Below are 17,770 nucleotides of genomic sequence, written 5' to 3' on the forward strand. Positions count from 1 at the left end.
TCCGCCTCCCGTTTTTGTGAAAGTTAAATGACGACCCGCTTGAATGACGACCGACAGGGATCAGAAAATATCCAGCCGCCCCGGCGATCCCACGTAATCGACATGCAGCACGCTACGTGCCACCCGCGCGAACGCATCGGGGTCGTCAAGCGCGAACGATCCCATCAGCACGCGCCCGCCGGCCTGCCCATGCACCACCAGTTTCCTGCTGTTATAGCGGTTGAAGATCGCGGCGGCATCGCCAAGCGTCTCGCCCTGCAATTCCACCACGCCGCGCTCCCAGTTGGTGGCACGCGCCAGTTCTTCCGCCGTCAGGGCGTGCAGCCGGGGGGCCGCATCGGCCACCATGGTCAGGCAATCCCCGGCATGCAGCATAAAGCGCTCCCCGGTTCCCCGCCGGATCGCCACCGCACTGCCGGAGAGCAGCAGGCCGACCGTCTTCTCCCCCGCGATCGAGACCTGCATCCGCCCCACGGAGCGAAAGATCAGGCCACCGGCATCCAGCCGCGCCTCGCGCCGGCTCGACACCACGCACCGCCCGTCCAGCAGCCGCGCATCCGCCCCGCCGACCAGCAGGCCGGAGAAACAGTCCAGCCGAACCGTCCCATCCGCAATCGCCACCGAGCGCGGCGCCGCATCCCGCACGCTGAAAAAGCGCCCCATCTCGCGCGAGGGCGCCGGCCGGGCGCCGATCATCAGCGCCGCCGAGGCCGCCACCATCGCCCGGCGCGAAAGCCGCCGCACCGGGGCCGGCCGGGCATGCAGGAACGCGAACGCCTCCGGCGGGCGGCAGGCTTCGGGTGTCGGCACGCCCGCACCGGGCTTCAGGGCCGCCGCGCGCTCCGTCGCCTGCCAGACCACCTGCGCGCGGATCATCGCCCCACGGTGGCGGATATCGGCCCCCAGCCACCGGTCCAGGTCGGCCTGCTCGCCCGCGCTCAGCGCGGCGCGATCCATCCGCATCACCCAGTTCGCGGCGATCGTGTCAGGCGTTGGATTTTCCACTTCGCAGGTCACCGGGCCCAAATCCGCTGCCCTGCGCGGGCAGATCCCTGCCGGCATAGGCCGTGCCGATGATCCTGAGCGCCCTGGCAAGCTGCTTTTCGACCACATTCTCCGAAACATTCAGGTGAAGCGCACATTCGCGTTGTGAATATCCATAAAAGCGACGCAACACGAACACGTCCCGGCACCGATCCGGCAGGTCGCGCGCGACCTGATCGAGAAAACGCAGTTCCTGTCGCGCAGTCACCGACCGTTCGACCGCCTGCCCCAGGTCGGGAATCTCCGCACCGGAAAAATCCGTCAGGGAATCGAACGAAACGATCCGTGCCTTGCGATAGTGTTGAAGAACCAGATGACGCGCCACACCAAAAAACCATGCGCGCGGAAATCTGATGGAAGCAGGATCGGCTTCGGCAAGCTCGACCCAGGCCTGCTGGATGATGTCGTCGATCTCGATCCCCGAAAAACGCCGCAACCATCTCCGCACATCCCCCTCATGCGGAAGAACATGGGTCGCCAGCCAATGATTGCGCTCTTCGGGAAGCAATAGACCATATCCAGTCGCAAAAGGACGGCGCGTCGATAACACGCCGCCCGCGCGGGAAATGTGATAAACTCGTGACAACCCGCCCCGCCCGATCGGCCCCGACGGCATGGAAGTCCGGCGCATGGCGCGGTATGGTCCGCCCATGCCGATCCTGCCCTACATCGTCGCCGCCACTTTCTTCATGGAGTATCTGGACTCCACCATCATCGCCACGGCGCTGCCGGCGATGGCGCGCAGCTTCCATGTCGGCCCCAACGAACTCAGCCTGGGCATGACGGCGTATATGCTGACGCTGGCGGTCTTCATCCCGATCAGCGGCTGGATGGCCGACCGTTTCGGCTCGCGCACCATCTTCGCCACGGCGGTCACGGTCTTCACCGCCGCCTCGGTGCTCTGCGGCTTCGCCGGCAGCGTGTCCATGTTCGTCGCGGCACGGGTGCTCCAGGGACTGGGCGGCGCCATGATGGTGCCGGTCGGGCGCTTCATCGTGGTGCGCAATACCGAAACCAGCCGCATGATCCAGGCCATCTCCACCATCACCTGGCCGGCGGTCGCCGCCCCTGTGGTCGGCCCCACGGTCGGCGGCATGATCGTCACCTTCGCAAGCTGGCACTGGATCTTCTTCATCAACCTGCCGCTGGGCCTGGCTGTTCTGGGCGTCATCTTCGCCGTGGTGCCGCAGCAGTTCGGCGAACGCCGCCCGCTGGACTGGGGCGGCTTCGTGCTGGGCGGCGTCTCGCTCACCGCCATCCTGCTGGGCACCGAACTGGCCAGCAACACGCAGGCCAGCCCCCTGCTGGCCACCCTGCTGTTCGGCGGCGGCCTGCTGCTGGGCACCGCCACCCTGCGCCATGCGGCGGGCCGCGCGCATCCGCTGCTCGATTTCCGGCTGATGCGCCACCCCACCTTCGCCATCACGGTGCTGGCGGGCACGCTTTCACGTCTGACGATCGACGCCATCCCCTACCTGGTGCCGTTGCTGCTCCAGATCGGCTTCGGCCTCACCGCCTTCCATGCCGGCGCGCTGATGCTGGCCTTCGCGCTGGGCAATCTGGGCATGAAGATGTTCACCACCCGCATCCTCCAGCATTTCGGCTTCCGCACCACTGCCGCCATCAACGCCGCCCTGGGCGCGCTGTTCGTGCTGCTGGCCGGCACGATGGTGCCGGCCACCCCGGTCACGCTCCTGCTGCTGGTACTGCTGGGCTGCGGCGTCACGCGCTCCATGCAGTACACGCTGCTGGCCACCCTGGGCTATGCCGATATCGGCGCCCAGGAAAAAGGCGCCGCCAGCACGCTGCTCAGCGTCAGCCAGCAGATGTGCATCGGCATGGCTGTCGCCTTCGCCGCCCTCACCCTGCGGCTGATCGCGACCCTGCGCGACGAACACCCCTCCACCGACGCCTTCACCTCGGCCGATTTCCACTGGGCGTTCCTGATCGTCGCCATCCCGCTGATCCTCTCGATCCCGAGCTATCTCCGGCTGGACCGCACCGCCGGCGCCGCCCTCCGCAAGGCGTCCTGATCACGGCCTGTCGGCAAAAAGCGCCCGCCCCCACGCAACACGCATTGCAACCCTGACACCTGTCGCAGGAACACCGGCCGCGATTCACACGTATAGACTGCACCACAGGATCTGATGGAGGTCGAAAGATGCGGCGATTGCTGATGTTCGGAGCAATCATGATCATGCAGGGTGTGGCAGTCGTCCCTGCCCGGGCACAGGTCCAGAGCGATGTCGGCAGCAACGCCACAGCTTATGGGGCAGGTTATGGCCTGTATGATGGCAGGCCCGGCGGCAATCCGTCCGCTTATGCTCCGCCGGCGGACAATCAGGGCGCGGTCCATCTCTCCGGACGATATGGCTATCCCCCATCGCCTCCGCAGCCGTACCCCGCGCAGCCCTATCCGCCGCAGCCTTATCCTGCCCAACCGTCCCCTGCCCAGCCTGTTCCTCCGCCGGCAACCTCGCCGGACGCGGTCTGCACCAATGGCCGGTTCTTCGATCACATGACGAAAACCTGCGAGAGCCCCTGACGCACTCTCAGGCCGAAGAGTCAGGGGGCCAGAAGGCGAATCGCTGCCCGCCCGCATTTTTCAGCCATGGTTCCGGTCTGTTTCCGGCCTGGGGCAGGTCCTGTTTGAATACACGTATTCAAACAGGATATACTCTAGTTCTGGCGCCAGGGCAGGCCATCAGCCTTCCATCCGGCCTTGGAGCCCCGATGGCCCTCCGCATCCAGCGGCCCTTCGAATCCACCAGCCACGTTGAACACATGCGTGAACCCCGCCATCCGCGCCGCCATGGCGGCGGAATGGCTGCGCGCGCCGGAACGGCAGATGAAATGGATCTCATGCTCCGGCGTCAGCCCCGCCGCCTGAAGCTGCTCCAGGAAACGCGGGTTCGGCTGGCCGCTGAGGCCCTGCCACGAAACCGGGATCACCTGCTTGCCGACCGAGGCCAGGTCGGGCAGGCCCACGAACATCCATTCCGCGTCGGTGCGCACGTCGACCAGTTGCGCCTGCGGGCGGCTGCCCAGTTCGTCCCAGGTCCGGGTGGGGGCTACGTCCTCGATCATCTTGTGTCCCATCGCAAGAATGCACATTGTGCGCATGACGGCCGCCCGGCCCTGGCCGGGCGCATTCCGGCAGCCACAGGCTGCCACGCACGTTGCGGAGAAGGTGCTGCGTTATGGGCCAAAGTGCAAATCCCGCCCCGATCGGCTGGACGACCTCGTCCCCCGACATGACTGCCGCGATCGGCCACACGCCGCTGATCCGCCTGCGGCGCGCGTCGGAACTGACGGGCTGCGAGATCCTGGGCAAGGCGGAATTCATGAATCCCGGCGGCTCGGTCAAGGACCGCGCCGCCCTGGCCATCATCGACGACGCCGAGCGTCGGGGCGTGCTCAAGCCCGGCGGCACGGTGGTCGAGGGCACGGCGGGCAATACCGGAATCGGCCTCACGCTGGTCGCCAACGCACGCGGCTACCGCTCGGTGATCGTCATGCCCGAGACCCAGAGTCAGGAGAAGATCGACTTCCTGCGCATGATCGGCGCCGACCTGCGCCTGGTGCCGGCCAAGCCGTTCCGCGATCCGGGCAACTACGTCCACGTCTCCCGCCGCCTGGCCGAGGAAACGGGCGCGGTCTGGGCCAACCAGTTCGACAACCTCGCCAACCGCGAAGGTCACCGCACGACCACCGGCCCCGAGATCTGGACCCAGACCGAAGGGAAAATCGACGCCTTCACCTGCTCCTGCGGCACCGGCGGCACGCTGGCCGGCATCACGCTGGGGCTGGAGGATTCCGCCCGCGCTGCAGGCCGCGCCCGCCCCCGCATCGTGCTGGCCGACCCGGAAGGCTCGGCCCTGTATGGCTGGGTGAAGTCCGGCGACATGAGCATCAGCGGCGGGTCAATCACTGAGGGCATCGGCCAGTCGCGCGTCACCGGCAACCTGGAAGGCATCGCCATCGACGACGCCGAACGTATCCCCGACGCCGAGGCGCTGGACCTGATCTACGACCTGCTGATCCACGAAGGCCTGTCGATCGGCGGCTCATCGGGCATCAACGTCGCCGCGGCCATCCGCGTGGCACGCCAGATGGGCCCCGGCCACACCATCGTCACCATCCTGTGCGACGGCGGCAGCCGCTACCAGTCCAAGCTGTTCAACCCCGCCTTCCTGCGCGAGAAGAACCTGCCCGTCCCGTCCTGGCTCGCCTGAAAGGCCGTCTGCACAGTCACCCTGCCGGCGATCCGGCAGGGTGACCGGTATCAAAAGCACCAGCCAAGTGGGCGCAAGAGCGACGTCCTTACGACACCCCTTCGGCCGTATCCTTCCCTCCGGCGACGGCCGGCGCCGCATCCCGGCGCGACGTATCGCCCATCAGCAGCGCGACCAGAATCACGCAGACCAGCCCGGCCCCCGCCAGGATCAGGAACGCCAGCGAAACCGAGCGGTCGGCCACCGTACCGGCCAGCGAGGTCGAGAAGCTGGCCCCCGCCCCCATGGCCAGCCCCAGAATCCCCATGCACATGTTGAACCGGCCGCTGATGCGCGTCAGGTCGGCGGCCACCAGCGGCATCATCACCCCGAATGACGACGAACTGACCCCATCCAGCAACTGGATCGCGATGATCAGATAGGGGTTGGAGGTCGTCGCCAGCAGGGCCGCACGCAGCGGCAGGGTGGCGAACGTCACCAGCATCACGGGGCGCCGCCCGACCGTTTCCGCCAGCCGGCCGATGATCGGCGACAGCACCGCCCCGACCAACTGCGGCAGCAGGATGCAGGCCGCGATCACGATCTCGGCGATGTTGCCTGCGTCCTTGGTCACCTGCCCAGCCGCCAGCGACAGGATACCCGCCGCCGACAGATGGAAGAAGGCAACGCAGATCGCAAAGGCGAACAGCCGCCGGTCGCGCAGCAATTCCCACATCGCGCCCTTGGTGCGCGGCGGCCGCTCGCCCTCGGCCACGGCGGCGGTGTTGATCGAGGCCGCGGCTTCGACCGGCTCGATCATCATCAGCGCCAGCAACCCCGGCATCGCCAGCGCGGCACCGAGAAAGAACGTGGCCTGCGGCGAAACCCAGTACCCCACCGCCCCCATCAGCCCGGAGCCGATGGCATTGCCGATCGAGGCAAAACTGGCATTGCGGCCGAAACGCTCGCCCAGCAGCCCCTTGCCATCATCGGGCAGGCGCAGCACCTGCGCCGCCACCACCGCCAGCGTAATCGCGCCGATCGCAGGCGTCAGCGTACAGCTCGCCAGCCCATGCAGCACCTCGGCCAGCGCCACCGGCAATTGCTGGGGAAAGATGGCCAGCAGCAGGCAGGAGAAGATCACGGCCAGGATCGAGAGCGCCGCAACGCGATGCTTGTCGCGCAGCCGGTCGACCAGCATGCCCGCCGGAACCTGGCTGACCATGGCGGTAATCGACCCGATGCTGAGCACATAGCCGATCTGCCCCTGCGTCCAGTGGGCACCGGTCAGATACACCGCGATGAACGAGCCGAAAGAAGCCTGCAGGTTTCCGACGAAGAAATTGAGCAAATCCAGCCCGCGCTGGCTGTTCCTGGGCAGTTTCACGCAGGGCCGTCCCCGTGCCGCCTCAGGGTGCGGTGAATCGCCGCACACCGTTCATCATGCAGGATCATCGCGCCATGAACCCCGACCGTCCCGAAGACGCATGTCCCTCCGGCGGGCCGTCTCCCCCGCCGCCCACGGCACCGGGCACCAGCGGCGGCGGCGCAGGCTGGGGCTCGACCGAAACCGGCCCCGGCTCGGCTTCCGCCGGTGCTACGACCGGGGCTACCGGGGCCGCCACCGGCGCGGCCGGCCCTGCGGGCGTGGGCGCGGGCGGCGGCGCCTGAATCACCTTCACATCCATCGACGTCGCGTCATAAGCCGGCGCCGAGCGCACACTGGCGGCATCGATGCGCAGTTTGACCGGGCTTTTTTCCGTCAGCCCGCCCATCACGAACGCATCCCAGGCAATGGCCACACGCCGGTTGCCCACTCCCAGAAAGCCCCCGACATCCACCACGGCGGCGGCCGGATGCCCTTCCTGGTCCAGCAGCACGTCGATCACCTGCCCCACATGGTTGCCATCCGGCGCCACCACGTCACGGTCGATCAGGCTGCCCAGCCGGTGCGTGGCTGTGGCCGCCGCGCCATGCGCCTGCTCCGGTCGGGGCGACGCCGGCACCAGCAGGGCCGGCGGCGGCGGTGCCGTCAGTTCGGGCTGGTCACCGGTCGGCATGTCCCGCGCGGGATCGCCGACAAAGCCCCCCCCCGGCGCGCCAGCCGGCATCGGCGCCACCGGCTCCGCCGCGCGCGCAGCACCGGACGACAGGACGAGAAGAACCGACAGCGCACCGAACAGAGCCGCCGGACGCACGAAACGGCCGGGCGTACGCGCGACCGGGGACAGGGTGGAATGTTCCATCCCCAATCCTGTGCATGAACCGGGCGCTCCTGTCACAGGCTTCGAGGGGGTCTGGACCGTTTTTTTTTCCACAGGCCCGCTCCCCTCCAATTGCAACCGAATGAAACATCGGCTGCACGGGCCGAAAAAGAGCGGTAAAGTAGAGGCATGGAGCCCATGCCTCACATTCTGGTCGTCGATGACGACCGCGAAATCCGCGATCTTCTCGCCCGTTTCCTCGAACGCAACATGTTCCGCGTCACCACGGCGCGTGATGGGCGTGAAACCCGCAAGGCATGGCAGGCCGGCCATTACCAGATCGTGGTGCTGGACCTGATGCTGCCCGGCGAAACCGGGCTGGAACTCGCCCGCTGGCTGCGCGAACAGGCCAATGTCCCCATCATCATGCTCACGGCGATGGGCGACGAGACCGATCGCATCATCGGGCTGGAAATGGGGGCCGACGATTACCTGGCCAAACCCTTCAACCCGCGCGAATTGCTGGCGCGAATCCGCGCTATCCTGCGCCGCACGAGCGAAGCCCCCATCACGCGCGGCCCCGACGGCCACACCCAATGCCTCCATTTCTCGGGCTGGACGCTGGACGCCACGCGCCGGCGCCTGCTCAACCCCGACGGCACCGAGGTCGCGCTGACCGGCGGCGAATACGACCTGCTGATTGCCCTGCTCGACCGCGCCAACCGGGTGCTGACCCGCGACATGCTGTTCGACCTGCTGCGTGGCCGCCAGGCCGGCCCCTTCGACCGCGCGATCGACGTCGCCATCAGCCGCCTGCGCCGCAAGCTGGAAGATAACGGCCGCAACGCACAGTTGATCAAGACCGTCCGCGGCGGCGGCTACGTGCTGGCATCCGACGTCGAACGCCGTTAAATGCGCTCTATGCCCAAGCGCATGCCCCGACCCCATGACCCGAACTGAATGAACGCCGCCGATCCGGGGCCGGCCGCCGAAGCGCGTGCCCTTCCCCGCCGCATGCTCCGCTGGTTCCTGCCCCGTTCGCTGGCCGCCCGCACCAGCCTGCTGCTGATCGTGGGGCTGGGCATCATCGAGGCCATCGGCCTGGGCGTCCACGCGCTCGACCGCATCGATTTCGACCGCCGCATGATCCAGCAGGAAAGCCAGAATCATGTCGGCATGATCTACCGCTCGATCGTCGAAACCCAACCGGAGAATCGCGCGGCCGAACTTGCGGCGCTGCACCCGCCCGCGACCTTCCACATCACCCTCACTCCCGGCCCCGATCCCGACATGGTCGACCAGACGGCCGACGACCCGATGGCCCACATGCATATGGGCCAGCCTCCCTTCGGGCACCCGCCTTTCGACCGGCAGCCATTTGGCCAGCCTCCTTTCCCCCGGGGCCCCCAGGGCCTGCCGCCGCTGCCGGCCCACCTGCGGCCCCGGCAGATCCTGTTCGGCACACCGCCCCATGGCGCAGCCGGCAGGGCGGTGGCCTTCCTGCTGCCCGACGAGACCCGGTGGCTGACCATCCGCTACACCCTGCCCTCGCCCAACCCGTTCCGCTCCCCTACCTTCCCCACCGCCTTCGCGCTGATGACGGTGGCCGGCAGCGTGCTGATCGTCTGGGGCGTGCGGCGGCTGGTCGCCCCCGTCGGCACCCTGGCGGCGGCGGCCGAGGCTCTCGGTCGCGACGTCAACGCCCCGCCGATGTCCGAGGACGGACCGCTGGAAATCGCCCGCGCGGCCCAGGCCTTCAACACCATGGCCAGCCGCATCCGGCGTTTCCTGACCGACCGCACCCTGATGCTCACGGCGATCGGCCACGACCTGCGCACCCCGATCACCCGGCTGAAACTGCGCGCCGAATTCGTCGAGGACGACGAACTGCGCAACAAATTCCTGGCCGATCTCGACGAACTGGAGGCCATGGTCTCCGCCACCCTCGCCTTCGGCCGCGACACGTCGCGGCGCGAACCGATGGGCCGGCTGGACCTGACCGCCCTGCTCCAGACCATCCTGGACGAAGCCGCCGAAACCCACCCCGACCACGCCGAGGCGATCGGCTTCACCGAACCGCCGCCCACGGTCACGATCGAGGCCCGCCCCGTATCGCTGAAACGCGCGCTCAACAACCTGATCCAGAACGCCATTCTCTATGGCGGCGGCGCACAGGTCACGCTGGAAGCCCCGCAACCGGGCAACGAGGGCGAACGCCTGGTCACGGTCCTGATCGAGGATGACGGTCCCGGCCTGCCGCCCGAAGACCTGAACCGGATGTTCGAGCCGTTCGTCCGCGCCGAGGTCAGCCGCAACCGCGAAACCGGCGGCACCGGCCTCGGCCTGGCCATCGCCCGCAACATCATCTGGGGCCTCGGCGGCGACATCCGCCTGGGCAACCGCATGCCGCACGGCCTGCGCGCCACCGTCACGCTGGTCTGCTAAAGCAGAGCCTGGGTTTTGGCACGCGCATCGGACCCCGGCCCCAATATCACGTTGATCAGGTCCCGGCGCCGGCGGCCTTGCGCAGGACCGGGAGCATGTCTTCCGGCTCCGGCCGGCGCGTGTAGTCCGGATTCACCTCGGCATAGAGAATCACGCCGTCCCGACCGATGACGAAGCGGCCCGGCATCGGCAGGGTCCAGCTTTCGTCACCATTGAACGCGGTCAGGTCGTTCTTCAGATTCCTGTAGAGTTCGACCAGATAATCGGGCAGATCGAAACGCAGGCCGAAACTTGCCGCAACGTCATTGTGCGTATCGGACAGGATCGGGAAGTCCAGGCTGTTCTGACGCACCGACTTGCGGCTGTTCACCGCCGTCTGCGGCGAAATGGCGATCAGGTTGGCGCCGAGTTCGCGGAACGACGGCAGCGCCGCTTCAAGCGCCTGCAATTCCATGTTGCAGTAAGGGCACCAGACGCCGCGATAGAAGCTGACGACCAGCGGCCCCTTCGCCAGCAGATCGGTGGATGAAACGGGGCTGCCGTCCGGATCGTTCAGCGTAAAGACCGAGGCCTTGTCACCCGCCTTGAGCACCTTTGCGGCAGCACCCGACGCAATCAGTTCGGCGGTGGCACGGTGCATGACCTCGATGACCGAATACGGCACATTGTAAGGCGGCTTGCCCGCCTCGAAATCGGCCTTGAACGTATCGAGCTTTTCTTGAAGAGACATCGTCGTTTCCTTCATTGATCGTCGTGACGGGATGACAGTAGGACGCCCCGTTATGCCGGGGATGAGGGCGCGGACGACTATCCGTCATTCCGCGCCGGAATGGGGGTTCAGGCGACGGTTTCGCTTTGCGGATAGTCGACATAGCCATGCGCCCCACCACCATAGAAGGTCGCGCGGTCGTAAGGCGCCAGCGGGATCGTGTGGCGCAGGCGTTCCGGCAGATCGGGATTGCTGATGAAATACCGTCCGAACGCGACTGCATCAGCGTCACCCGCCCGAATGATCGCCTCGGCGCTCGCGCCGTCGAAGCCGCCGGCGGCGATCAGTGCTCCGCTGAACACAGTGCGCAGATCCCTCGCCGCGACCGCGTCGGCCTCGGCGATCAATTCCGTGCCCTTGATACGCGGCTCGACGACATGCAGGTAGGCGATGCCCATCCTGTCCAGTCTTTCCGCGACATAGCCGAAGGTTTTCCCGGGATCGCTGTCGGACATTCCCCCATAGGTACCACTCGGGCTCAATCTTACCCCCACGCGATCCGCCCCCCAGACGTCAATCGCCGCCTGCGTGATCTCAAGCAGGAAACGCGCGCGATTTTCGATCGGTCCGCCATATTCGTCGGTGCGATGGTTGGTGCCGTCCTGCAGGAACTGGTCCGGCAGGTAGCCATTGGCGCCATGGATCTCCACCCCGTCGAATCCCGCCGCTTTCGCACGCGCGGCACCCTGGCGGAACTGCTCGATGATTGCAGGAATTTCACCGATCTCCAGGGCTCGCGGCATGGAAAACGGTACCGGGCCGCTTGCGGTATAGGCATATCCCTCCGCCTGGATGCCGGACGGCGCCACAGGGGCCCCGCCGCCAGGCTGAAGATCGTGGTGGGACTGGCGCCCGACATGCCACAATTGCATGACGATCCTGCCGCCATGGGCATGCACCGCATCGGTGATCGTGCGCCACCCCGCGATCTGGGCGTCATCGTAAATTCCCGGCGCACCGGCATAGCCACACCCCTCCCGCGCAACGGGGGTCGCTTCCGAAACGATCAGGCCGCCGTGCGACGTGCGCTGCGTATAATATTCCCGCATCAGCGGCCCCGGCATGTCGCCGGGTTCCGAACGCAGGCGGGTCAGCGGTGCCATGACGACCCGATGGTCGAGCGACAGCGCACCCGCCCTGAACGGCGTGAAAAGCATGGACATGAGGAGTTCCTTGTCTGGAATGAGATCAGTCTTGCGGGACGAGCGCTTCGACGCGGGCAATGCCGCGCTGCACGGCCGGACGGGCTGCGATCGCTTCGTACCAGCGCGCGACGCTGGGTGTGTCGTCGAGCGACACCCCCGCGAAGGCGCGCCGCCACAACCAGCCGAAATGGGCGATATCGGCGATGGTGAATGCATCGCCGGCCACGAAAGGCCGGCTTGCCAGCACGCCGTCGAGTACGCCCAGAGTGCGTTTCTCCTCGCTGGAAAAACGCTCGATCGCGAGGGGCTGAGGCTCGGCGGCAAAACGCTGGAAAAAGCCGGACTGCCCGAAAGCCGGGCTGAGGCCGGACGCGTGGAAAAAAAGCTGCTCGAAAACGCGCGCGCGCGCATCGCCACCGGCAGGTAGGAGCTGTCCCGTCTTTTCGGCGAGGTAGACGAGGATCGCAGCAGATTCCGTCAGGACGAGAGGGCTGTCTTCCAGGGTACGATCCACCAGGACCGGCACCTTGCCGTTGGGATTGAGCGCCAGAAAGTCTGCCGTCTTCTGCTCCCCCTTGCGGACGTTGATGCCATGCAGCGCATAGGGCAGCCCGAGCTCCTCAAGCGCGATCGACACCTTGACGCTGTTCGGCGTCGCGAACGTATGGACCTCGAGCAGCGGTCGTGCGTCCTCGGCCGCCGCGCGTATGAATGAACCGGACATCGGGACGGCCTCCTTATGGCCCGGTCTGTCCGGGCGTGAGAAAGACATGTCCCCCTTCCGCTCGACATGGCAGGTGCGTCGAGGCGATAAACGCCATTCCTGGGAGGAATGGCATGGATCGATATCAGGCGATGGCGACCTTCGTGCGGGTGGTGGAAACCGGTTCGTTCTCCGCCGCCGCGCGGCAGCTCAATGTCGGGCAACCAGCCGTGTCCAAGACCATCGCACAGCTCGAAACCCGGCTTCAGGTCAGTCTGCTCATCCGTTCCACACACGGGCTGACCCCGACCGAGGCAGGGCAGACCTTCTATGAACGGGCGCGCAATGCCATCCAGGAGGCAGACGAGGCGGAGCTTGCCGCAAAAGGAGCTGGAGCGGGGCTATCAGGGCGCCTGCGCGTTTCCGCTGCGACGACATTCGCGCGGCTCCATGTGATACCGAGGCTGCCGCAATTCCTGGCGGCCCACCCGCATCTCGACGTCGATATCATTCTCGACGACCGCAAGATCGACCTTGTAGCCGAAGGGGTGGATATCTCATTGCGCATGGGGAAACTCTCCGATTCCACCGCGGTCGCACGCAAAATCGCAACCGGCGGTCGCTCGGTGCTTGCAACGCCGGCCTATCTCGCACGCGCCGGAAAACCGCAGAACCCGGCGGACCTCGCGAACCATGAGGCGATTATCTACAGTCAGCAGCCCAACGTCTGGTCGTTCACACGCGATGGTGCGGCTGTCTCGGTCTCTGTCGGCGGACGACTGCGCGTCAGCGCCGCAGAGGGGCTGCGTGCTGCATTGCTGGCCGACATGGGGCTGACCATCGCCTCGGACTGGATGTTCGCGCCAGAATTGGAAAGCGGCGCCATCGTCCGGGTTCTCCAGGCATGGTCGTTGCCCTCCATCGATCTTTGGGCGGTCTTTCCCGCCGGGAACATGACGACCGCGAAAGGCCGCCAGTTCGCTGCATTCGTCGAAAAAATCATGCGATCAACCGACACCTAGCAGACTGTCGCGTTACCGAGCCTGAAGGAAACAGTCCAATCTGTACGGGACATATGTTGTGTGTTCATCGATAAAGAAGACTGCCGATAATCCCTCGAAGCCAGCGCGCGTATCACCGTCGTCGGCGATGGCCCGCGTGCTGCGCGATCTTTACCGAGGCCATCCGGCGTGGGCCCACCTGCGAGGGCGCGCAATGCCTGGAGGCACCAGCCGAACTGAGCAAGGTCTGCGCCAACGTGGCCTGATCACTGGTTCCGGCTGCACCCTTGCCCTCACCGATGCTGGCCGCAGGTGTGTGGAACGGATGGAGAGACCCATCAAAGATCAATAATCCGGCGCTTTATTCACATAGAAATAAAAAGTTAACAAAAAGTAAACTTCAAAAATGTAAATGATAGCGGTCAATTCTTTATATTCTATAAATAAGTAACCTCTTTTCGGGCAATCAAGCCCGAAAAGAGGTTGGTTATGTCAACTGTTCTTCGTCCATTCCTGGATACAATCGAAATCAATCACGGTCCCAAAATCGAGATTGGGCGCTTTTTTTTACAACTCTCAGAGTCTGCCCGTCAGTTGGGTATATCATGGCATATGGGTCGCGATTTCGATCGCCTGGTACAGGTCAATCGGAAAAATCTCGATACATGGGAACCTCTTTCACCCATCTACGATCCTGCAATTTCGGACATCAATCCGGATAATGTCATCTATGTCGAAGGCCAGGCCGACGGCGAACCCGTCGTAACGTTAATCCTGCGCCGATACGACTGGCCGACAAGTACATTGCGTGAGGAATGGGAGTCCGGGCGCTTTGCCTATCGGAATCCATCCGTACAGATGAGTCCGGATGAAAAATGGACCGCAGCGGCCCCCGTGGCGGCCGAAATTGGAGGCCGGGTCGTATTTGCGGGTGGCCTTTGGTGTCATCCCAGCTTCCGCCGCAAGCGCCTGCCGCAGTTGACCATAGCCATGATGAGGAGCATTTCTCTCGCAATGTGGAAACCGGACTTCACCATAGGCATGGTGGAGCGGGGTGCATTGACCCGTGTGCTTCTCCCTCTGTATGGCAACCCCGTCATTCAACCAGGCATGCAGATCGTCAGCCCCTGGCGTACCTTCAATTGTAATCTGATCTGGGAAACACCAGACGATTTAACGAGCTATGTCCGGAATCACTTAACAGTTCCGGACGAGCCTGAGCGCGGGCATGGAACTGACGAAGGTGTCCGACGCGCCCGTTCGCCACGGTAAGAGCAGCCGCTCGTAGCGGGACCAGAACATGGAGCCATCGGGGTGCGTGACAAGCGCCTCGATGAGTTCCAGGCGCGGGGCCTGATCCTGAACGACGCTGAAGTAGCTTCGCGTCGTGGGAAGAATATATCTGCTATCGGGAAGATCCCGCACATCACGACCAAGCAAGCTGTCATAAGACAGCTTGCCATATTTCCCGTATGTCTGCGGCCAGGCCTCGATCAGGCAGCGATCCTGTCCAGGCATCCAAGCAACGGCGCCACCACCGAATAATGAATTGGTGGCAATTTGGGTCACAGTCTGTGTATTGGCATAGCGTCTGGCTTTTTTCCACATTTCAAATGCCGCTTGCATACCCGCGCGTTTTGGGTCCTGAAGTCGGTCCAGAGAAAGACTCACAATGGTGGGTGAACCCGAGGGTTCTACTTCACCGGGCGTTGCGATCTGGAGCGTCCGCAGACGCGCGACGGCGTCATTGAGGTTATGAAAAACTTCCAGAGGAGAAAACAATGTGGCAGCCCGCTCCAGGACAACCCTTTGCGGCGCACGATAGAGGATAATCTCAAGCACGCGTTGCAGACAGGCTGCCGGAAGCAACGCCGGTTGAAAGCGTATCCGTGTATAACTCGGAAATATTGCAACCGCCGCGAAACCGAGATTTCGTATGCAATAGGACACGACGTCAAAGTCACCACCATGGTAACCAAGATAATTCGATAATTCCCTGCTATTCGGATACCATATTCTGCCTTTGGGGCCGATTAGCATTTCCATATCGTATCGCTTTATATACCAAGCTATCTTGTTGCAACGTCGAGTACCTGATGTAGTTCCGATTTTTCCTGTCAGATTTCCAACCAGATCGGCTGAAAGTAGGCCACATTCGGCGAAGGCGGTAAACAGCACGAGGGCATGCGCCCGCTTATTGGTTCGCCATCGCAAGATCACTTTGCCGATGACCGAAAAAAGGCGGAAGCAGACGTGCCGCCACACGATATAATCTCCCTTCCATCGAACCTGCGCCGCTTGCTCACCGCGCGCTTGTCGGGCGTTCTAGCGAATGGCATCCCGCCCCTGACATCCGACATGGCGAACCGATCATGCTCGACCGACTCTACGCCCGCACCCTTTCCCTCGCCGCCAGCCGCCACGCCCCGCTCTGGCTGGCCGTGATCGCGTTCGCCGAGGCCAGCGTCTTCCCCCTGCCGCCCGATATCCTGCTGGTGCCGATGGTGCTGGCCCACCGCGACCGCGCCTGGGCGCTGGCGGCGCTATGCACGCTGGCCAGCGTCTGCGGCGGCCTCCTGGGCTGGTATATCGGCGCTGTCCTGCTGCAACACGTCGCCATGCCGATCATCCATTTCTACCATGCGGAAGCCCGGCTGCTCGCGTTGCAAGAGCAGTTCCGCCAGTGGGGTGTGGCGATCATCCTCTTCAAGGGCCTCACGCCGATCCCCTTCAAGATCGTCACCATCGCCAGCGGTGCCGCGCATTTTCCGCTGCTGCCCTTCGTCCTGGCCTGCATCGCCACGCGCGGCGCCCGTTTCTTCCTGCTCGCCGCCCTGCTCCGCCGCTATGGCGCGCCGATCCAGTCCTTCATCGAACGCCGCCTGACCCTGGTGGCCGCCCTGTTCGGAGTCGTGCTCGTCGGCGGCTTCGCGGCCCTCAAATACCTGTAGAACGCATCACCGGGCATAACCGCCCCGACTTGCGGCGCGCCCGATCCAAGAGCAAACAGGGCGGCAGACAGACCTGCCCAGCGGAGCCCGCCCCATGCCTCACCAGATCGCCGTCATCACCGGAGCTGGCGCCGGAATCGGCCGCGCCACCGCGCGGACCCTGGCCCGCGCCGGCTGCGACGTCGCGCTGATCGGCCGCGACGCGGCCCGCCTGGAAGACGCGGCGGCGGAACTAGCCGAACTGCACATCCGCACCCTCACCATCCCCGCCGACGTCACCGACGCCGAGGCGCTGGAACGCGCCGCCGACCAGATCGAAGCCACGCTCGGCCCGATCACCCTGTGGGTCAACTGCGCCGGCGCCGGCGTCAGCGGCCAGTTCGTGGAACTGCCGCCCGAGGAAATCCGCCGCGCGACCGAGGTTACCTATCTGGGCACCGTCTTCGGCACCCGTACGGCGCTGATCCGCATGCGGCGACGCGGCTACGGCACCATCGTCAATCTCGACGCCATTTCCCTGCCGCGCCCGCTGCGCAGCATCGAAAGCGGCGCACGGGCCGCGATCCGCGCCTTCACCGAAAGCCTGCGCCCCGAAATCCTGCATGACGGCGACCGCATCCTGCTCTCGCTGGTCAGCCTGCCGGCCATCAACACCCCGCGCTTCGTCTGGACGCGCAACCATACCGGCAAGCGCCTGCGCCCCGCCGGCCCGGTTTTCGAGCCCGAAATCGCGGCCGAGGCGATCAGCCGCGCCGCCTTCGGCCGCCACCGCGACGTCCGGGTAGGCCTGTCGGGCATCGGCCATCGCATGGCGGCATTCCTGGCCCCCGCACTGCTGGACCGCCGCCAGGCCGACCACGCGTACCACCAGCAACTGGAAAAATATCCCACCCCGGACAACACACCGGACAATCTGTTCACCCCGGTCTCCGGCGCCCACGGCGCGCACGGCCCCTTCGACCATCTCAGCCGGCGCACCATGCCGGTGCTGCTGACCACTACCCTGCGCACGATCCTCACCGGCACCGCCCTGGCCGCCGGCGTGGGCGCAATCGTCGCCACCCTGCGCCGGAAGCGCTGACCGTCCCCTCCGGCCCCGTTGCCCTCAGGGAGACGGGCCCGGACGGTTTTTTTTCTTCCCCCGGCATCCCCGACACGGGATCGCGCGCTTGGCTCTTCGCGGGTGCAGCCGATAGCGGCTGAACGACCGCCAGGCGCCGCGTCGCGTCCCGTCGACAGGAGACCGCTTCCGTGGACCAGCCGGCAGAAGCCCCCCTTCCCCCCTCCGCCAACC

At 65.3% G+C, this 17,770-nt stretch carries 18 protein-coding genes; 9 read left to right on the top strand and 9 right to left on the bottom strand.

The genetic code is table 11. From position 1 onward, the window contains the following. Positions 1-60: 60 nt before the first annotated feature. Positions 61-1,017 carry a FecR/PupR family sigma factor regulator gene (locus tag C7453_RS16895; RefSeq protein ID WP_170143265.1) on the bottom strand — a complete coding sequence of 319 codons (957 nt, stop codon included), beginning with the start codon at positions 1,015-1,017 and terminating at the stop codon, positions 61-63. Next, on the bottom strand, positions 986-1,552 hold the full coding sequence (locus C7453_RS16900) for an RNA polymerase sigma factor (protein ID WP_170143266.1): 567 nt from the start codon (positions 1,550-1,552) through the stop codon (positions 986-988). The genes C7453_RS16895 and C7453_RS16900 overlap by 32 nt, the downstream gene beginning before the upstream one ends. A gap of 121 nt (positions 1,553-1,673) precedes the next feature. Here C7453_RS16900 and C7453_RS16905 point away from each other — a divergent pair, with 121 nt between their 5' ends. Together C7453_RS16905 and C7453_RS16910 are read left to right on the top strand one after the other, a co-directional pair. Next, complete coding sequence (locus tag C7453_RS16905) at positions 1,674-3,077, top strand: MFS transporter (RefSeq protein ID WP_245949120.1); 1,404 nt, start codon at positions 1,674-1,676, stop codon at positions 3,075-3,077. A gap of 158 nt (positions 3,078-3,235) precedes the next feature. Further along, positions 3,236-3,589, top strand: coding sequence for a hypothetical protein (locus C7453_RS16910; RefSeq protein WP_211311098.1), 354 nt, complete (start codon positions 3,236-3,238; stop codon positions 3,587-3,589). 134 nt (positions 3,590-3,723) lie between these two features. Here the strand turns inward: C7453_RS16910 and C7453_RS16915 are convergent, their stop codons facing one another. After that, the gene (locus tag C7453_RS16915; protein WP_114729235.1) at positions 3,724-4,131 is read right to left on the bottom strand and encodes a rhodanese-like domain-containing protein; all 408 of its coding nucleotides are present in this window, start codon (positions 4,129-4,131) and stop codon (positions 3,724-3,726) included. Between the two features lie 113 nt (positions 4,132-4,244). On the opposite strand from C7453_RS16915, the gene C7453_RS16920 reads away from it, so the two are divergent. Then, on the top strand, positions 4,245-5,279 hold the full coding sequence (locus C7453_RS16920; RefSeq protein ID WP_114729184.1) for a cysteine synthase A: 1,035 nt from the start codon (positions 4,245-4,247) through the stop codon (positions 5,277-5,279). Positions 5,280-5,367: 88 nt separating this feature from the next. On the opposite strand, the gene C7453_RS16925 is transcribed toward C7453_RS16920, so the two are convergent. Together C7453_RS16925 and C7453_RS16930 are read right to left on the bottom strand one after the other, a co-directional pair. Continuing rightward, positions 5,368-6,645: an MFS transporter gene (locus C7453_RS16925; protein ID WP_245949121.1), complete on the bottom strand. Its 1,278-nt coding sequence runs from the start codon at positions 6,643-6,645 to the stop codon at positions 5,368-5,370. A gap of 64 nt (positions 6,646-6,709) precedes the next feature. Further along, positions 6,710-7,504, bottom strand: coding sequence for a PRC-barrel domain-containing protein (locus C7453_RS16930; protein ID WP_114729186.1), 795 nt, complete (start codon positions 7,502-7,504; stop codon positions 6,710-6,712). 147 nt (positions 7,505-7,651) lie between these two features. Here C7453_RS16930 and C7453_RS16935 point away from each other — a divergent pair, with 147 nt between their 5' ends. After that, complete coding sequence (locus C7453_RS16935) at positions 7,652-8,374, top strand: response regulator (RefSeq protein WP_114729188.1); 723 nt, start codon at positions 7,652-7,654, stop codon at positions 8,372-8,374. Between the two features lie 48 nt (positions 8,375-8,422). After that, on the top strand, positions 8,423-9,907 hold the full coding sequence (locus C7453_RS16940) for an ATP-binding protein (protein WP_174787999.1): 1,485 nt from the start codon (positions 8,423-8,425) through the stop codon (positions 9,905-9,907). A 55-nt stretch (positions 9,908-9,962) separates the two neighbouring features. Here C7453_RS16940 and C7453_RS16945 read toward each other — a convergent pair whose 3' ends face one another. The 3 genes from C7453_RS16945 to C7453_RS16955 form a co-directional block, all read right to left on the bottom strand. Continuing rightward, positions 9,963-10,637, bottom strand: coding sequence for a peroxiredoxin-like family protein (locus C7453_RS16945; protein ID WP_114729190.1), 675 nt, complete (start codon positions 10,635-10,637; stop codon positions 9,963-9,965). Positions 10,638-10,744: 107 nt separating this feature from the next. Continuing rightward, a complete protein-coding gene (locus C7453_RS16950) occupies positions 10,745-11,839 on the bottom strand; it encodes an alkene reductase (protein ID WP_114729192.1) in 1,095 nt (364 codons plus the stop codon). Between the two features lie 25 nt (positions 11,840-11,864). Continuing rightward, on the bottom strand, positions 11,865-12,545 hold the full coding sequence (locus C7453_RS16955) for a glutathione S-transferase family protein (protein ID WP_245949122.1): 681 nt from the start codon (positions 12,543-12,545) through the stop codon (positions 11,865-11,867). Positions 12,546-12,676: 131 nt separating this feature from the next. Between C7453_RS16955 and C7453_RS16960 the strand changes: the two genes are divergently transcribed. Both C7453_RS16960 and C7453_RS16965 read left to right on the top strand, forming a co-directional pair. Beyond that, positions 12,677-13,546 carry a LysR family transcriptional regulator gene (locus C7453_RS16960; protein WP_456303635.1) on the top strand — a complete coding sequence of 290 codons (870 nt, stop codon included), beginning with the start codon at positions 12,677-12,679 and terminating at the stop codon, positions 13,544-13,546. A 468-nt stretch (positions 13,547-14,014) separates the two neighbouring features. Next, positions 14,015-14,797: a hypothetical protein gene (locus C7453_RS16965; protein ID WP_114729196.1), complete on the top strand. Its 783-nt coding sequence runs from the start codon at positions 14,015-14,017 to the stop codon at positions 14,795-14,797. On the opposite strand, the gene C7453_RS16970 is transcribed toward C7453_RS16965, so the two are convergent. Continuing rightward, positions 14,723-15,790 carry a hypothetical protein gene (locus C7453_RS16970; protein WP_245949123.1) on the bottom strand — a complete coding sequence of 356 codons (1,068 nt, stop codon included), beginning with the start codon at positions 15,788-15,790 and terminating at the stop codon, positions 14,723-14,725. The two genes, C7453_RS16965 and C7453_RS16970, sit on opposite strands and share 75 nt — an antisense overlap. A 107-nt stretch (positions 15,791-15,897) precedes the next feature. Here C7453_RS16970 and C7453_RS16975 point away from each other — a divergent pair, with 107 nt between their 5' ends. Together C7453_RS16975 and C7453_RS16980 are read left to right on the top strand one after the other, a co-directional pair. Beyond that, positions 15,898-16,476 carry a YqaA family protein gene (locus C7453_RS16975; protein ID WP_114729200.1) on the top strand — a complete coding sequence of 193 codons (579 nt, stop codon included), beginning with the start codon at positions 15,898-15,900 and terminating at the stop codon, positions 16,474-16,476. Between the two features lie 94 nt (positions 16,477-16,570). Beyond that, complete coding sequence (locus tag C7453_RS16980; protein WP_114729202.1) at positions 16,571-17,557, top strand: SDR family oxidoreductase; 987 nt, start codon at positions 16,571-16,573, stop codon at positions 17,555-17,557. Positions 17,558-17,770: the final 213 nt, after the last annotated feature.

Source organism: Gluconacetobacter liquefaciens, assembly GCF_003350405.1.
Taxonomy (GTDB): Bacteria; Pseudomonadota; Alphaproteobacteria; order Acetobacterales; family Acetobacteraceae; genus Gluconacetobacter; species Gluconacetobacter liquefaciens.

Coding starts and splice junctions, on each gene's coding strand:
- C7453_RS16905 (WP_245949120.1), top strand. CDS start 1,674: ATGGCGCGGTATGGTCCGCCCATGCCGATCCTGCCCTACATCGTCGCC.
- C7453_RS16910 (WP_211311098.1), top strand. CDS start 3,236: ATGATCATGCAGGGTGTGGCAGTCGTCCCTGCCCGGGCACAGGTCCAG.
- C7453_RS16915 (WP_114729235.1), bottom strand. CDS start 4,131: ATGATCGAGGACGTAGCCCCCACCCGGACCTGGGACGAACTGGGCAGC.
- C7453_RS16920 (WP_114729184.1), top strand. CDS start 4,245: ATGGGCCAAAGTGCAAATCCCGCCCCGATCGGCTGGACGACCTCGTCC.
- C7453_RS16930 (WP_114729186.1), bottom strand. CDS start 7,504: ATGGAACATTCCACCCTGTCCCCGGTCGCGCGTACGCCCGGCCGTTTC.
- C7453_RS16935 (WP_114729188.1), top strand. CDS start 7,652: ATGGAGCCCATGCCTCACATTCTGGTCGTCGATGACGACCGCGAAATC.
- C7453_RS16940 (WP_174787999.1), top strand. CDS start 8,423: ATGAACGCCGCCGATCCGGGGCCGGCCGCCGAAGCGCGTGCCCTTCCC.
- C7453_RS16945 (WP_114729190.1), bottom strand. CDS start 10,637: ATGTCTCTTCAAGAAAAGCTCGATACGTTCAAGGCCGATTTCGAGGCG.
- C7453_RS16950 (WP_114729192.1), bottom strand. CDS start 11,839: ATGTCCATGCTTTTCACGCCGTTCAGGGCGGGTGCGCTGTCGCTCGAC.
- C7453_RS16955 (WP_245949122.1), bottom strand. CDS start 12,545: ATGTCCGGTTCATTCATACGCGCGGCGGCCGAGGACGCACGACCGCTG.
- C7453_RS16960 (WP_456303635.1), top strand. CDS start 12,677: ATGGCGACCTTCGTGCGGGTGGTGGAAACCGGTTCGTTCTCCGCCGCC.
- C7453_RS16965 (WP_114729196.1), top strand. CDS start 14,015: ATGTCAACTGTTCTTCGTCCATTCCTGGATACAATCGAAATCAATCAC.
- C7453_RS16975 (WP_114729200.1), top strand. CDS start 15,898: ATGCTCGACCGACTCTACGCCCGCACCCTTTCCCTCGCCGCCAGCCGC.
- C7453_RS16980 (WP_114729202.1), top strand. CDS start 16,571: ATGCCTCACCAGATCGCCGTCATCACCGGAGCTGGCGCCGGAATCGGC.